Below are 15097 nucleotides of genomic sequence, written 5' to 3'. Positions count from 1 at the left end.
CGATGCCCACCGAACGCCATCAAGCCTGGACCGACCTCGACCCCGACCAGCGCAGCAAGAGGGCTGACCCTGTTCAGGAAGACAACAGATGGGCTGGTGCTGCGGAGGGAAGCCGGAAGCGAGTCGGCGCCTACCAGGACAAGGCCTCAAGTATCGCCGCCACTCAAGCGGATCCAGATACCAACAACCGCGTGCACGCATGGCCCCTCGCCCTCCCCGCCCTCGCGGCCTGGGCCAGCGCCCTCGTTTTCCTGGCCTGCCCACCCCTCGCCGGGACGATCGTCGCCGCCTTCGCAACCCTGGGCGCCGCAGTCACGGCCTGGCTGACCCGCTCGACCTCATCCCCAGCACCACCCAGAGACACCAGCACCGCACCCAAGAATCAGCGAGAGCCCGGACAAGCCGGATGGCGCAACGTTCTCCTGGCCACCCTCATCTGCACGGCAGCGGCCTCAGCCTCAGCCGCCCTCCGCGTCCACACCCTGACCACAAGCCCAGCAGCAGAACTCGCCGGCCAGAACGCCTTCATCACCGCCGAGATCACCCTGACCAACGACCCAGAACGCAGATCAACCCGAACCGCACGCTTCGCCCAGGAGAGCTATGTAGTGTCCGCCGACCTCAAGGTCATCCGAACATCCATCACCAGACAAGCCGTCAACATCCCCATCACCGTCTTCGCCACCGGCCAAGCCTGGAGTTCGCTCCTGCCCACTCAAACCGTGGAAGTCGCAGGCCGCCTGGCGAGTCCAACCCCCGGCACCCTCGTAGCGGCCACTCTGCTGGCCCGAACGCCGCCGCGGGTCCTCACACCCCCGTCCACTGTCCAGACGGCAGCAGGCGCCCTCAGAGCAGGTCTCCGCGCCGCCGCCGACGTGCTGCCACCCGACCAACGTGGCCTCCTCCCGGGCCTGGTCGTCGGCGACGTCTCTCGCATGGACCCCCAGGTGACCGCAGACCTCAGAGAAGCCGGTCTGAGCCACCTGAACGCCGTCTCAGGCGCCAACCTGGCGATCGTCGCAGGCGCGACCCTCGCACTCTCCCGCCTGATCGGCCTCTCCCTCCCCATGAGGGCGCTCTTCGCCGCCGTGGCGATGCTCGCGTTCACGGTGGTCGCCCGCCCGTCCCCAAGCGTGCTGCGCGCCCTCCTCATGGGCCTGGCAGCGGCCATCGCGATGGGTACGGGCCGTTCCAAGGACGGCCTCGCAGCGCTGTCCGCCACGGTCCTCTTCCTGGTGCTGTTCACCCCGGAACTGGCCCGCTCCTACGGCTTCGCCCTCTCTGTCACGGCGACCGCCGGCATCCTCGTCCTCGCCCCACGCTGGCGAGACAAGCTGTCGGGCACAAAGGAGGAGAACACACCACCGGACGAGCCGAACCGCGCGCCCGGCGAGAAGAGGTACACATCGCCGGACGAGCCAGATCGCCCACCCGGCAGAAAGGAGTTCACATCGCCGGACGAGCCAGATGGCACTCCTGGCAGAGACGAGAGCACATCGCCGGATGAGCCGGATCGCCCTCCCCACAGAGACGAGAGCACACCCTCGAAAGAGTCAAACCGTATTCCCGACCCCATATCTCCCCGCGCCAATCTCAGAAAACCGCCGTATCGGCTTCCCCGCTTCCTGGCTGAGGCGGTGGCGGTGCCAGCGGCGGCTCAGTTGGCCGTGACACCCGTACTGGTGCTGATGTCGGGCCAGCTGACGCCCATCGCCGTGATTGCCAATATCTTCGTCGCACCAGCGGTGGCACCCGCGACCTTGCTCGGTTTCGGAGCCGCCTTGGTGGCCCCCGTCTGGCCCGATGGCGCGCGGCTCCTGGTGATTCCGGCGGGGTACGCGGTCGGCTGGATCGTCACGGTCGCCCGCTGGGCGGTGAACCTTCCCTTCGCGACCCTGCCATGGCCCGCAGGTCTCCCAGGGCTGGGCCTGCTCCTTCTCGCAGCCATCGCGTCGATCCCCGTCCTGAGACGCCGCGCCTGGCGCACCATCGCACTGACGGCGGCCGTCGCCGCCCTGGTGGCAGTCCTGGTGATCCGGCCCATCACCGCCCCGTGGCCGCCCAAGGGGTGGCTGATGGTGATGTGCGACGTGGGTCAGGGCGACGGACTCGTACTCGCGGCAGGGCAGGGGAGGGGAGTCGTGGTCGACACAGGACCAGACCCGGTCACCATGGACCGATGCCTACGCAGACTCGGCATCGACGACGTGCTCTTGATCGTTCTCACCCACCCGCACGCCGACCACACCGACGGCCTGCCGGGCGTACTCAGAAACCGGCGGGTAGGCGCCGTGCTCGTCAGCCCCCAGCGGACAGGCGCACACTCCAGCGCACGGATCTCCGCCCTCCTGGCCCGCGGCCGAATACCCGAATGGACGACCCCACCAGGGACACGCTGGCGCTTCGGCCCCTCCGAAGTGACCGTACTGGCTCCAGACCCATCTCACGCTGAGATGAGCGGGGCCGGCGAAGGCAGCGCGATCAACAACGCCAGCGTGGTCCTCCACGTACGCTGGCGCGCCGGCTCGATCCTGCTCAGCGGCGACCTGGAAACCGAAGCCCAGGAAGAGCTCCTGCACCGGCTCTCCATACGGGCTGACCTCCTCAAAACCCCGCACCATGGATCGAATCGGCAGTCGCCGGCCTTCCTGGCTTCGCTCGGCGCACGAGCGGCACTGATCAGCGTGGGAGCCCACAACGACTACGGCCATCCCGCCATGTCCACGCTGGGCCTGCTTCACCGTCTCGGACTCGCCGTGTACCGGACGGACCAGTCAGGGGATCTGGCAGTGGTCGAAGGAGAGGACGGAAGAGGACTGGCTGTGGTCCCACGCGGCCCCTGACCAGAGGGTGGGGAACCCTGCGAGAGAAGGACCGCACGGAGGAACTGGGCAGTACGAGCAGATGGCGACTGGCCCGGCTCCAGAGCACTCTTCGGCCGAGGTCGTCGAGATGGCCGTCGGCGACCAGCCAGCCTGGGACTGGTGGCCGGCGTCAGCGAGACGGCGCACCTGCTGAATGCCGTACTGCCGTACTGCCGTACTGCCGTACTGCCGTACGTCGATGACCGCGCCGATCAAGCCGCCGGTATGGGTCGCGCTGTAGGCGGCGGCGAACAGCTCCAGGTGGTGACGCCGGTCGATGGGCGTGGGGTAGCACAGCCAGCGCCCGCGTCCGGCGTCGTCGCGGAACGGCGTGACGTACTCCAGCGCGGAGGCGATGTCTTTCGGTGGGCTGAGCGACCGGTCATGGCTTGTAGAGCTGGGCCAGCGTAGCGACCTCGTCGCCGTCGGCGGGAGTGGCGAGGGCGGTCCTGAAGGTACGGAAGTAGGGGCCGAGCCCGCCACCCTCCGGACTCGCGCTGGGCTTGGCACGCAGCAGCGCCACGAACGCGTCGGCGCTGTAGCTCACGGGACGGGGGCCGTCGCTCATGTCGATCAGGACGACTGTGGCTCGCGGGGCCAGCCGGTAGGTTCTGGCGGGGCCGGAGGCAGGCACGTGATAGCCGTCGTTGGCCACCTGCGGGGCCGCAGACCAGAACGGACGGCCTGGCACTCAGCACCGGACGATCGCCGTCGAGACGGATGCGGCTGGTGCTCAGTGCTTCGGGCTGGGGGACCTGATGCTCGCCAGGCCGGGCGCGGGCCGCGGGACGGGGCGGGAGTTCGACCGCGGTGGTCTCCGTAGGCCGGGGAAAGGGTGATGGCGGGGAGGCCGACAGCGGCGCAACTGACGGCTGCGAGGCCGACACGGGCGCGGGGTGTGTGGTGGTGGGCTGCTGCGGCGGGGCGGGGTGTGCGGTGGTGGGCTGCGGCGGCGATGCGGACTGTGCGGAACAGCCGACGGCCGCAAGTGCGGTGGCCGACGTTACGATCATGCGCAGCGCACGCATGGTGCCCCGTTTTCGATGGTGCTGGTGCTGCCTGTTCGATGCTCGACGCCGATCGAAGTTCGTGCCGGATCAGAGTGAGGAGGGTCGGGGGAGAAGGTCCAGCGTGACGGGACGACGTGAGGGGAGCCACGTGTGGAGGTCCAGCACGGAAGTCCGGTGCGCGGGTCCGGTGCGCAAGTCCAGCGCGGAGGTCCAGCGCGGAGGTCCAGCGCGGAGGTCCAGCACGGAGGTCCAGCACGGAGGTCCAGCACGGAAGTCCGGTGCGCGGGTCCGGTGCGCAAGTCCAGCGCGGAGGTCCGTGGTGCACGTTGCAATGGCGCCGTTCGTCGTTCGCAGTCGCGGCAGTTCCAGGAGAAGAGGGCATCGAGTACCGGGTTGTCGGCGGCGCATGGCATGCTGCCTGACATGGCGGGAACCGATCCAGCACCTGTGACCTTGGTTGTCGGCGACGAGGAGTTGCTGGCTGAGCGGGCGGTGAGCGGCATCGTCGCGGCGGCGCGGGCGGCCGGCTCCGGCGCTGAGGTGCATGACCTGCTCGGCGGCAAGGTCACCACTGGTGAGCTGACGCAGCTGACCTCGCCCTCGCTGTTCGGGGATCGCTCGGTGGTGGTGATCAGGTCCGCTCAGGATCTGGCGAAAGAGGTCATCGCCGAGATCGTCGCTTACACCAAGCACCCTTCGGAAGACACCGTGATGGTCCTGTCGCATCCGGGCGGGGTCAAAGGCAAGGCGCTGGTCGATGGGGTGAAGAAGGCCGGCGCCAAGGTGATCACGGTCAACAAGGTCACCAAGGCGGGGGAGCGGCTGGAGTTCATCAAGGGAGAGTTCAAGCGGGCCGGGCGGAACGTCGCCGGCGACGCGGCGCAGGCGTTGCTCGACGCGGTGGGGAACGATCTGCGGGAGCTGGCCGCCGCCTGCAGCCAATTGGCCTTCGACACCGAGGACAAGACGATCGGCGCAGCCGCGGTGGCTCGGTATCACAAGGGGCGGGCGGAGGTCACCGGGTTCAACGTCGCTGACTCGGCCGTGGAGGGGCGGCTGGCGGAGGCGCTGGAGCAGCTGCGGTGGGCGCTCGGCACCGGGGTCGCGCCCGTGTTGCTGGTGAGTGCGCTGGCCGGTGGGTTGCGGTCGCTCGCCAAGGTCGGCAGTGCGCCTCGTAATTTGCGGGGTGGGCAACTGGCCAGCCATGTGGGCATGCCGCCGTGGAAGGTGGATCGGGTGAAGCGGCAGCTCAACGGGTGGGGGCCGGAAGGGTTGTCGCGGGCGATCCAGGCTGTGGCCAGTGCGGATGAGCAGGTCAAGGGCGGGGGAGCGGACCCGGCTTACGCGCTTGAGCACACGGTGCAGGTCATCGTGGCCAGCCGTACCGGGCGGTAGGGCGCGCCTTTCCATCGCACATGTGATCCTGGCGTGAGGGTGGCCAAGAGGTGAGCCTGGTACGGGCGTAGGGGCGGCCAAGAGGCGGGCCTGGCACGGGCGTGACGGCGGGCCTGGCACGGGCCGTGGGGTGGGCCTGGATGTGGGGTGGGCGTGTGCGGAGGGCGCTAGCGGGTGGTTTCCGCGTTCAGGAGGAGTTGCTTGAGCAGGGTGTCCAGTACGGCTTGCTCCGCCGGCGCCAGAGCGCTGACCATGGCCGCCTCCACCTCGGCGCGGACCGTCATCGCCTCCGTCCACAGTTCCTTGCCCTTGGCGCTGAGCTCCACGTCCACCCGTCGCCGGTCCTCGGCGCTGCGTACGCGGCGCACCAGCCCCGCGCGTTCGAGAGTGTCCAGCCGGCCGGTCATCCCCGCGGGTGAGAGCAGCAGGTCGGCGGCCAGTTCGGACGGCGTCGCCGAGCCGCCGCGGGCGACCAGGCGGTGCAGCGTCTCGAACTCGTAGTCCTGCATCCCCACCTCCGACAAGGCCGCTTCCTTGGTGTGGGACAGGTGTTTCACGAGGGACTGCATGCGCGTCACGATCGCCTCCACCCGCTCGTCGAAGGGCGCTTTGCCGCGCCAGCGGGCCAGGTGGCGATCGACTGAGTCCTCCATGGCAGGGATCATACGTCAGCGAGTATTTTGTTGACGAAACATTCGCTGGCGAAATATCGTCCCGGCCATGACATCTCGGCTCTTGATCGGGCGTTGCCTGTCCGCCCTGGCGACGGCGCTCATTCCGACGACGATCACCCTGGCGGTGTTGCGCGTCGGCGATGGCGGCGAGGCGCTGGGGATCGTGCTGGCGAGTGAGTTGGTGCCCTTGCTGGTGCTGCTGCCTGTGGGCGGGGTGGTGGCTGATCGGGTCAGGCCGGAACGGCTCGCGCTGGCCGCCGACCTGGTCCGTTGTCTGTCGCAGGCAGCCATCGCCGCGGAACTGCTGCTCGGGTTGTACCGGCTGGTCGACCTGGCCTTGCTGTCCGCGCTGGCGGGAGCGGCCATCGCATTCGGCAGCCCGGCCGTGCCCAGGCTGGTGATCGCGGTGGTGCCGGGGGCGGACAGGCTGCGGATGAACGCACGGATCGGCGTGGTGACGAGCCTGTCCGGTGTGGCGGCTCCGGCGCTGGTCGGGACGGTCACCGTGGCGGCCGGGCCGGGGTGGGCGGCGGCGCTTACGGCGGTGTTGTTCGCCTGCTCGGCGCTGACCCTCGGCGGGATCCGATCGGCGGCCGGTACTCGGTCGTTGGTCGCGGCCTCGGCGTCCCCTGGCGGAAGACGAACGTCCGGCGGTGGTGTGGAGCCGGTGCCGGGTGGTTCGGCAGGAGGACGCGCCCAGAGTCGCGATCGCAAGGTTCTGGCGGTTCGGTTGCGGCCTGGCCCTGGCCGAGCGTCGTTCAGGGACGATCTTGTGCATGGGTGGCGAGAGGTCAGGAAGCGTCCCTGGTTCCTGGCCTGTGTCCTCGGTCACGGTGTGTGGCATTTCGTAGCCGGATTGTTCCTTACGCTCGGGCCCGTGACCGTCGTGCACCAGCTGGGCGGCGAGACGGGCTGGATGGTGATCGTGCAGAGCGGGACCGTGGGGATGGTGCTGGGCGTGTTCGCCGCTCCCCGGCTGCCGGTCCGGCGGCCGCTGGTCATGGTGCAGGTGGGGGCGGCGGCCTACCTGTTGCCCATGCTGGCCCTGGCCGCTCCGGCGCCGCTCCCGGTGCTCGCGGGGGCGTACTTCGTGGCGATGTTCGGGTTGGGGCTGCTCAGCCCGTTGTGGGAGACGGTGGTGGCGGAGGAGGTTCCGGAAAGGGCGCTGGGGCGGGTGCGGTCGTTCGATCAGCTGATCTCGTTCGCGTCGCGGCCGTTCGGGCTGGCGGTGGCCGCGCCGCTGGCAGGGGTGACCGGGGCGGCGGCGCTGGCGGTGGTGGGCGGTGTGCTGGTCGCCGCCGCCAATCTTGTCGCGATCGCCTGGCGGCCCCGTGATCGGTGACCGGGCTTGGGGTCGGTGGCCGGCGCTCTGGTGGTGGTCGCGCAGGACGCTGCTGGGGTCGGGCCTGTGCAAGTACTCATGGACCGGCGGTGATCGCGCCGTCGAGGAACGGGTCTAGCGTGAGCGAACGGGTCCAGCGTGAGCGAACGGGTCCAGCCTGAGCGAACGCGTCCAACCTGAGCGAACGGGTCCAGCCCGAGCAGATCACGCAGCGAGGCCCCGAACCGCGCGGCGGGAACGCGCCGCACGCCGGTCGCGCCGCACGCCGGTCGCGCCGTACGCCGGTCGCGCCGCGCGCCGGTCGTGCCGTACGCCGGTCGTGCCGTACGCCGCCCTCAGGCGCGCGCCCCCTCCCGCACCACCCCATCGCTGATCTCCAGCACCCGATCCGCCAGCGTGATCAGGCTCGGATCGTGCGTGGCCACCAGCGCCGTGACCCCCTCACTCCGCACGACCGCCCGCAGCAACTCCATGATCTGCCGCCCCGTCTGCGAATCGAGCTGCCCCGTAGGCTCATCCGCCACCAGCAACCGAGGCCGGTTGGCCAGCGACCTGGCGATCGCCACCCGCTGCCGCTGCCCCCCGGACAACTCGTACGGCCGCTGGTTGACGTGCTGCTCCAGCCCCACGAGAGCGAGCAGCATCCGCACCCGCGCGTCGCGCTCCTCGACAGGCGTGCGCAGCAGCCGCATGGGGACGCCCACGTTCTCGGCCGCCGACAGCACGGGGATGAGCCCGAACGACTGGAACACGAACCCGACGACGTCCCTGCGCACGGCGAGCAGCTCGTCCTCGGACATGGACGTGATCTCGCGCCCGTCCACCACCACCCGCCCGGCGTCCGGTTTGTCCAGGCCGCCGATCTGGTTGAGCAGAGTCGTCTTCCCGGAGCCGGACCGGCCGCGGATCGCGACGAGTTCACCGGGCAGCACGGAGAAGGACACGTCCCGCAGGGCGACGACCTCCTTCGGCCCCGTCCGGTAGACCTTGCGCAGGCCCTCCACGATGACCAGCGGCGAGTCAGTCATTCGAGGGTTCCTCTCGGGCGGGCCACACGCCGATGTGGTCGGATTCGAGTTCGAGCCGCACCCGGCGTTCCATGTCGAGGGCGTTCATGAAGTCGCGGGGGAGCTGCAGGCGGCCGACCCGGTCGAGCACGGCGTACTCCTCGGCGATGATCTGCCCCTCGGCGCCCTCACGGCGCAGCGTCTCGCTGCTGGTGCGTCCGTCGCGGATGCCGACGGTCCGGTCCACCTGCTCCGACACGAGCGGGTCGTGCGTGACGATGACGACGGTGACGCCCAGCTCCCTGTTGGCCTTGCGCAGCGCGTCGAAGACCTGCTCGGACGTCTCGCTGTCGAGCTCGCCGGTCGGCTCGTCGGCCAGGATGAGCTGCGGGGAGTTGGCGAGGGCGACGGCGATGGCCACGCGCTGCTGCTCGCCGCCGGACATCTCGGGCGTCCTGCGATGGGCGCAGGAGGCGACGCCGAGCAACTCCAGCAGCTCCAGCGCCCGTTCCCCGCGCGACAAGCCTGCCTGGCCCCTGCGCGACAAACCTGCCCGGTCCCCGCGCGACAAGCCTGCCTGGCTCCCGCGTGAGGAGCCTGCCTGGCTCCGGCGCGAGGTGCCCGCCAGTTTCATCGGCAGCTCGACGTTCTCCCGCGCCGTCAGGTACGGCAGCAGGTTCCGCGCCGTCTGCTGCCAGATGAACCCCACCACCGACCGCCGGTACCGCAGCCGGTCCTTGGCGCTCATGGACAGCAGGTCCATCCCGGCGACCCTGGCCACCCCGGCCGTCGGCACGTCCAGCCCGGACAGCACGTTGAGCAGCGTCGACTTGCCGGACCCTGACGCCCCGACGATGGCCACCAGCTCACCCTTGTCGATCACCAGGTCCAGGCCCTGCAGCGCGACGACCTCGACGCCCTCGGTCTTGTAGATGCGCACGAGGTTGTCGCACACGATGTGCGCGTCGCCGCCGAACGCGGCGGCGGGCCGCCTGGCCTTGGCTTCCAGCTCTGACAGGGTCGGGTTCATGAGAGGTCCCCCACTCGGAGTACGGCGCCGAGGCTGCGGCGCCGGCTGATGGCGGTGTGGGCGTACGCGCCGAGCAGGGCGACGGCGGCCAGCCCGGCCGTCAGCGCGCTGGGCAGGAACAGGTCGAGCGAGTAGTCGCCGACGGGCAGGTCGCCGGCGTAGGAGGACAGGTCGACGCCGGGCCCGAGCGCGGCGGGCAGGGCGAGGCCCAGGCCGAGCCCGACCAGCGCGGTGACGAGGATCATGGGCAGGATCTCCAGCACGGTCAGTCGCTGCGCCTGCCGCTCCGACAGGCCGAGGGTGCGCAGGAACGACACCGCCCGCGCCCGTTCCGCGGCCCCGATGACCAGCGACAGGACGACGGCGATGAGCGCGTACGAGGCCAGCGCGACCGTCACGATCACCAGCGTCCAGCGCACCGTGCTCGTCAGCGGATCGTCCTGGATGGCTCGCAGAGCGCTCTCCTGGGAGGTGACGACGGCGGCCGGGACCATCCGCGCCAGCTCGGGCAGCGGGACGTCGCCGGCGATCAGCAGCGTGTTCACGGCGGGCCTGATCTGCACCCCGATGGGCACGACCATGAACTTGCCCTCGGTGAAGAAACCGGGCACCGATTCGACCACGCCGCGCGTGGCGAGCTTCACCCGCGACTGCCAGCCGATCTCGAACGTGCCCCGCCCGCGCAGCTCGGGCGAGACGAGCGCGCCGTCGGACAGCGGGGGCAGCGCGACGGGGGCGCTGTCGAGGAGCCGCCGCCACTGGGCCACGTCCACGGCGATGGCCTGAGCCTGCTCGGCGCCGTACCCGACCTGCACCCGTCCGGTCTGGGCGAGGACGACCCGCTCGACGCCGGGCAGGCGGCGCACCCGCTCGATCGCCTCGGCCGGGATCTCGCTCTCCGCGGTCACCCTGATCGGCGCGCCCACCTGCTGCCAGGACGCGGTGCGCTGCGTGGTGGCGATCCCGTCGGAGACGACGGCGGCGAACACGGACACGCCCAGCGCGGGCAGCAGGATCAGCACCGGCAGCAGGCTGCCGGAACGGGCCCTGGCCGCCCTGGTCAGCCCCAGGAACGGCACCGCGGCCCGGCCGCGCGAGGCCAGCCGGACGAGCAGCCGCAACGGGTACGGGTAGCACCGCAGCGTGATCAGCGCCGCCGCCACAGTCAGCGCGATCGGCACCACGAGCAGGAACGGGTCCTGCCCGCCCGACGCGTTCAGCCCGCGGGCCCGCAGCAGGTACGCCCCCGCCAGCGCGAGCCCCACGACCAGCACCTCCAGCGTGATCCGCCTGGCGGAGGGCCGGGCGGTGGCCACGTCGTCGCGCGAGCCGTGCAGCGGCGTACGGTGCGCGAGCGCCGTACGGACGGCGGCGAACCCGACGGCCACCACGACCACGATCGCCGGGCCGGCGTGCACGATCGGCAGCGCGGGCCCGGGCACCAGGAAGGACAGCGCGTACCCGATCAGCGCCGCGGGCAGCACGGCCAGCGCGGCGAGGGCCGCGGCCGTGCCCGCCACCTGCGGCAGCGATCCGCCGCGCGCCCGCGCGAGGGTCAGCGGGTGGTCCAGCTTGTCGGCCAGGAGCTGCACGGCCAGCACGATCACGCCGAGCGCGACGGCAAGCAGCCCGCCGAGCACCAGGTACATCACGGTCTGCGCGGTGGACAGCGCGGCCAGGAAGTCGCCGAGCAGCTTGGGCAGCGCGGTCTCGACGTGGTACGGGCTGCCGGTGGTCTGCAGTCCCACGACCCGGGCGAACTCGGCGACCGCCGCCCGCAGGCCGGGCACGTCCAGCGCGCCGGCCGCCCGCGGGTCCAGGGGCAGGATCCACCGGTAGGACAGGTTCCGTCCCTCGCCGCTGAGGGCCGTCAGCCCGGCGTCGGAGATGAGCGTGGTGATGTGGTTGACGTGATCCTTGCCGCCGGGCGGCTTCTGCTGGATGACGTGCAGGAGGTCGGAGTCGTGCGACCAGGCGCGGTCGCCGGGATCCCTGGCCCGGAAGACGCCGACGATCTTCACGGCGGCGTAGTCGTTCTCGCCGAGCATGATCGTCTGGCCGAGCCGCAGGCCCATCTCGGGCAGGGCCTCCCCGACGATCCCGACCTCGAAGACGGGGATCGTGTCGCCCTCGTAGCGCGTCGTGGCGGGCGCGCCGGGAGCGCGTCCCTCGACCCAGTCCACGCGCCGGTCGGCGTCGGAGAGCCAGCCCAGATTGACGTACATGCCGCCGCCCGTGCCGGTGACGGGCGTGAGCGAGGTCTTGGCGCTCATGTGCCCGGCGCCGGTGGTCAGCGGGCGCAACCCGGCGGGCGTGATCTCGCGCCAGAGGCGCTCGCGGGAGTCGAACTGGGCGCGTTCGCGCAGGTCCTCGCCCTGCCCGTGGGACTCCACCGTCACGGTCAGGTCGGTCTGCGCGGCGGGCGCGGCGTTCAGCGCGCGGCGCAGAGCCTCGTCGTACGAGCCCTGCGTCGTCCTCGGCAGGCCCGCGACCAGCAGACACGCGCTCAGCGTGAGCACGAACAGCACGGCCATCGTGCCCAGGTGCACCCGGGCGAGCAGCCGGATCCTCACTGTTCCTCCCGGAGGCCGTGACCCTGGCGGCGCAGGTTGCGCGCCAGCCCGGCGACGATCGCGAACAGCACCGCCGTCACCAGCGCCAGCATCAGCCCGGTGGCCGCCCACGGGATGTCGAGCAGCACGCCCGGCGTGACGGCCGCCGCCTGCCCGGTCAGCACCACGTGCGGCACCACCAGCACGCCGACGACGACCGCCAGCCCGGTGCCGGCGGCCAGCGACAGCCCCACGACGAACGTCTGCTCCACGGCCAGCATCCCGAGCATCTGCCGGGGGGCGACCCCGAGCGCCCGCAGGATCGCGAACTCGGCCAGCCGCTCCCGCGCCGCGACCGTCGCGTTGACCAGGAACCCGAGCACGGCGAACACCAGCGCCGCCGCGAACCCGAGCATCAGCGCCCCCTGCAGCCCGCTGGCCAGCGGGTCGTCGCGCAGGGTGGCGGCCAGCGCGCGCTGGTCGAGCGCGGTGACGTCCCACTCCGGACGGCCCGCGAGGGCGGCCACGGCGGCGGTGGTGTCGCCTGCGGCCAGCCACCACTCCGTGGCGGGGCGGGGGAGCCGCGCGGCGGCCAGCTCGCGCGCCTGCATCGTCGCCCAGTCGACGAGCACGGCCTGCTGCCCGGCCGCGGTCGTCGGCATCGTCTCCACCACGCCCACGACCTTGACCGGCATGACCCGGCGGTCGATGGAGGCGGGCCCGCTCTGCCCGATGCTCAGCTTGAGCGAGGCGGCCAGGTCGGCGGTGAGCACCACGGGCAGCGGTCCTGGCTCCGGCTGCTGGACGAAGGGGACCGTCGTGTCGCCGCCGACGCTCATCGTGAGCGGGCGCGCAGGGACTGGCTGCCCGTCGGCGGTGAGCGCCTGGAGCGTGAGGTTCGCGGGTGTGTCCTGCGCGCTCGCGACCAGGCCGAGCAGTGTGATCGGGTACGTGATCGCCCCGCTCCTGCCGGCCAGCGCACGCAGGTCCACCTCGACCTGGTTCGTGCCCTGTTTGAGCATGCCGAGCGACACGTCCCGCCAGACGCCGAGGCCGTCGGACAGCACCAGCCGCAGCGGGAGGTCCGCGCTCGCCTCGGCGGTCATGACCAGCTTGGCCGGCCGTCCGGGCAGGTCCAGGCCCTTCGCCCGGTCGCCGGCCAGCGCCCGTGACAGCTCGCCGACGCTCTGCGCCGACAGGTCGGGCCGCAGGTGGAACAGCTCGCTGAGCTTGCCCGCGTCGAGCGCGAGCAGCAGCGCGTTCTCGCCGCTCACGTCGCTCTGCCCGCGGAAGCCGGGCGAGGCCGCGGTGACGCCGGGCAACGCGGTGAACGCCGTGCCGCGCCCGAGCGCCCCCAGCTCGGGGCCGTCCGCGGGCCCGGACAGCCGCAGGTCGGCGCCCGCCTGGTGGCGGGCCTGGTCGAGCTGCGAGGAACGCCAGGTGGAGGCGGTCGCCAGGGAGACGATGCCGATCGCGATCGCCATGGTGAGCAGCAGCGCGGGCCCGGCGTACTTGAGCGGCCGCCTGCTCACCTGCCACGCGCCGAGCGCGGGAGCGAGCGTGGGCCGCCTGGAGGTCACCCGCTCGGCCAGCCGCGACAGGCGCGGCACCAGCCGCAGCCCCAGCATGCCGCCCGTGAGCAGGGCCAGCGCGGGGCCGGAGATGATCAGCGGGTCGATGCCCAGCCCGCCCGCCGCCGTCGTGGTCACGGGGGCGCCGTAACGCTGGAGCTGCCAGATCGCCAGCCCGGCCACGACCAGCAGCGCCAGGTCCGCGCCCGCCCGCTCGATGAGCCCGCGCCCGCCGCCGCGCCCGCGCGCCGACTGCTCCTCCACGTACGTGCGCCGCGCGCCCGCCAGCGCGGGCAGCACCAGCAGGACGGCCGCGGCCAGCGCCACCCCGAACGACACGAGGAACGTGCCCGCGTCCGCCACCGGCGCCAGCCGCACCCCCGAGGCCCTGATCCACGGGAGCCGGTTGACCAGCGCGAGCAGCGGCGGCCCGAGGAACGGCGCCACGACCGCGCACGGCAGCGCCACCAGCAGCGCCTCGCCGCCCGCCAGCGCTGCCAGCCGCACCGTGCCCGCGCCGCGCGAGCGCAGCAGCGCCACCTCCATGCGGCGGTGGTCGGCCAGCAGCCGCGCGGTCAGCATCAGCGCGTACGCGGCCAGCAGCAGCAACTGCAGCACCGGGATCAGCATGGTCGAGCGCGCCACCAGGGACGCGGTGTCGAGCTGGGTGAGCATCTCGGGCAGGTGGCTGGTGGCCACGCAGCTCGCGCAGCCGTTCGCCTTCAGCCGCTCCTCCACCCGCGCGATCGCGCCGGCCAGCGGGCGGAGCTGCTCGGGGGTGAGCGTGCGAAGGTCGGGAACGGCGGTCCAGGTGGCGTTGACGTTCGTGGCGAAGCGGGCCAGGAAGGTCTCGCGGGTCACCATGAGCGGCCCGTACGTGGTGAAGTCGCCGCGCTCCACGCCCCTGCTGAGGAGCTGCTCGCCGGCCCAGCGTTCGCCGAAGGGGTCGTTGAGCTGGAAGACGCCGGCCACGCGCACCCTGATGGGGCGGGGGTCGAGCCGCCCTCTCGCGGTGAACTCCTGCCCCGCCTCGAACCCGCTCGCGGAGGCCGCCGACAGCGAGATCGCCACCTCGACCGGATCGTCACCGGGTTTCGGCCAGGCCCCGGAGACGAGTTTGGCGTGCCGGTCGAGGCCGTCGTAGCTGCCGAACCTGAGCAGTTCCGGCCGCTTCTGCGCCTCCTGGCCGGGCATGGCGTAGGAGTCGGAGCGGAAGCTGGTGGTGAGGGCGGGCTCGGCGGCGTAGGCGCGGGACAGCTCGGCGCGTACGGCCCGGTCGAACGCCGGGAACGTCTCGCCCGTCACGGGGGCGCTGATGGTGGCAGCGGTCTGCGCGTACGAGGCCGTCTCCATCGTCCGGCGGACCCCGGCCTCGGCGATGGAGGAGGCGTACATGGTCAGCGCCACCAGCGTGGTGGTCGCCAGCAGGATCGAGCCCAGGGCGGCCAGGAGGAGCAGCGGCTCGCTGAACGCCCTCTTGACGACCAACGGCCCCCGCATGTGTCCCCCTTCACCCCGTTTAGTGCACCTTCGGGCAGGTGGACGAGCGGGAGCAAGGGATCTTTACAACGGTGACGGACCCGATACGGGCGTGTGATATCGAAACCGTGACAAAACTCGGCAAAAAACAACGCCGCACCCCATGAGGAGGT

Annotated in this window: 9 protein-coding genes; 3 read left to right on the top strand and 6 right to left on the bottom strand. The window is 71.6% G+C overall.

Annotated features, from left to right (window positions below; genetic code table 11):
* The first annotated feature begins 2 nt into the window (after positions 1 to 2).
* Positions 3 to 2843: a ComEC/Rec2 family competence protein gene (locus FXF51_RS61185; RefSeq protein WP_187414766.1), complete on the top strand. Its 2841-nt coding sequence runs from the start codon at positions 3 to 5 to the stop codon at positions 2841 to 2843.
* A gap of 403 nt (positions 2844 to 3246) precedes the next feature.
* On the opposite strand, the gene FXF51_RS36515 is transcribed toward FXF51_RS61185, so the two are convergent.
* Positions 3247 to 3555: a hypothetical protein gene (locus tag FXF51_RS36515; protein ID WP_148439277.1), complete on the bottom strand. Its 309-nt coding sequence runs from the start codon at positions 3553 to 3555 to the stop codon at positions 3247 to 3249.
* 742 nt (positions 3556 to 4297) lie between these two features.
* On the opposite strand from FXF51_RS36515, the gene holA reads away from it, so the two are divergent.
* Entirely contained in the window at positions 4298 to 5269 is a 972-nt protein-coding gene (holA, locus tag FXF51_RS36510; RefSeq protein ID WP_148439276.1) for a DNA polymerase III subunit delta, read from the top strand.
* 167 nt (positions 5270 to 5436) lie between these two features.
* Here holA and FXF51_RS36505 read toward each other — a convergent pair whose 3' ends face one another.
* Positions 5437 to 5922 carry a MarR family winged helix-turn-helix transcriptional regulator gene (locus FXF51_RS36505; protein ID WP_148439275.1) on the bottom strand — a complete coding sequence of 162 codons (486 nt, stop codon included), beginning with the start codon at positions 5920 to 5922 and terminating at the stop codon, positions 5437 to 5439.
* A 67-nt stretch (positions 5923 to 5989) separates the two neighbouring features.
* On the opposite strand from FXF51_RS36505, the gene FXF51_RS36500 reads away from it, so the two are divergent.
* Complete coding sequence (locus tag FXF51_RS36500) at positions 5990 to 7285, top strand: MFS transporter (protein ID WP_148439274.1); 1296 nt, start codon at positions 5990 to 5992, stop codon at positions 7283 to 7285.
* 335 nt (positions 7286 to 7620) lie between these two features.
* On the opposite strand, the gene FXF51_RS36495 is transcribed toward FXF51_RS36500, so the two are convergent.
* The 4 genes from FXF51_RS36495 to FXF51_RS36480 are packed head-to-tail and all read right to left on the bottom strand — an operon-like array spanning position 7621 to position 14945.
* Positions 7621 to 8313: an ABC transporter ATP-binding protein gene (locus tag FXF51_RS36495; protein ID WP_148439273.1), complete on the bottom strand. Its 693-nt coding sequence runs from the start codon at positions 8311 to 8313 to the stop codon at positions 7621 to 7623.
* On the bottom strand, positions 8306 to 9322 hold the full coding sequence (locus tag FXF51_RS36490) for an ABC transporter ATP-binding protein (RefSeq protein WP_148439272.1): 1017 nt from the start codon (positions 9320 to 9322) through the stop codon (positions 8306 to 8308). Before FXF51_RS36490 ends, FXF51_RS36495 begins: the two co-directional genes overlap by 8 nt.
* Complete coding sequence (locus FXF51_RS36485; protein WP_148439271.1) at positions 9319 to 11895, bottom strand: FtsX-like permease family protein; 2577 nt, start codon at positions 11893 to 11895, stop codon at positions 9319 to 9321. The genes FXF51_RS36490 and FXF51_RS36485 overlap by 4 nt, the downstream gene beginning before the upstream one ends.
* Positions 11892 to 14945 (bottom strand): ABC transporter permease, encoded by a 3054-nt coding sequence (locus FXF51_RS36480; RefSeq protein WP_148439270.1) that lies wholly within the window; start codon positions 14943 to 14945, stop codon positions 11892 to 11894. The genes FXF51_RS36485 and FXF51_RS36480 overlap by 4 nt, the downstream gene beginning before the upstream one ends.
* Between the last annotated feature and the right edge of the window lie 152 nt (positions 14946 to 15097).

Source organism: Nonomuraea sp. PA05 (assembly GCF_008086045.1).
Taxonomy (GTDB): domain Bacteria; phylum Actinomycetota; class Actinomycetes; order Streptosporangiales; family Streptosporangiaceae; genus Nonomuraea; species Nonomuraea monospora.
Note: the sequence above shows the minus strand (reverse complement) of the source record. Positions and strands in the feature narration are given on the sequence as shown.

Excerpts from the sequence above, each read along its gene's own strand:
- FXF51_RS36490 (WP_148439272.1), bottom strand. The coding sequence starts at position 9,322 with ATGAACCCGACCCTGTCAGAGCTGGAAGCCAAGGCCAGGCGGCCCGCC.
- FXF51_RS36505 (WP_148439275.1), bottom strand. The coding sequence starts at position 5,922 with ATGGAGGACTCAGTCGATCGCCACCTGGCCCGCTGGCGCGGCAAAGCG.
- FXF51_RS61185 (WP_187414766.1), top strand. The coding sequence starts at position 3 with ATGCCCACCGAACGCCATCAAGCCTGGACCGACCTCGACCCCGACCAG.
- FXF51_RS36480 (WP_148439270.1), bottom strand. The coding sequence starts at position 14,945 with ATGCGGGGGCCGTTGGTCGTCAAGAGGGCGTTCAGCGAGCCGCTGCTC.
- FXF51_RS36495 (WP_148439273.1), bottom strand. The coding sequence starts at position 8,313 with ATGACTGACTCGCCGCTGGTCATCGTGGAGGGCCTGCGCAAGGTCTAC.
- FXF51_RS36500 (WP_148439274.1), top strand. The coding sequence starts at position 5,990 with ATGACATCTCGGCTCTTGATCGGGCGTTGCCTGTCCGCCCTGGCGACG.
- holA (WP_148439276.1), top strand. The coding sequence starts at position 4,298 with ATGGCGGGAACCGATCCAGCACCTGTGACCTTGGTTGTCGGCGACGAG.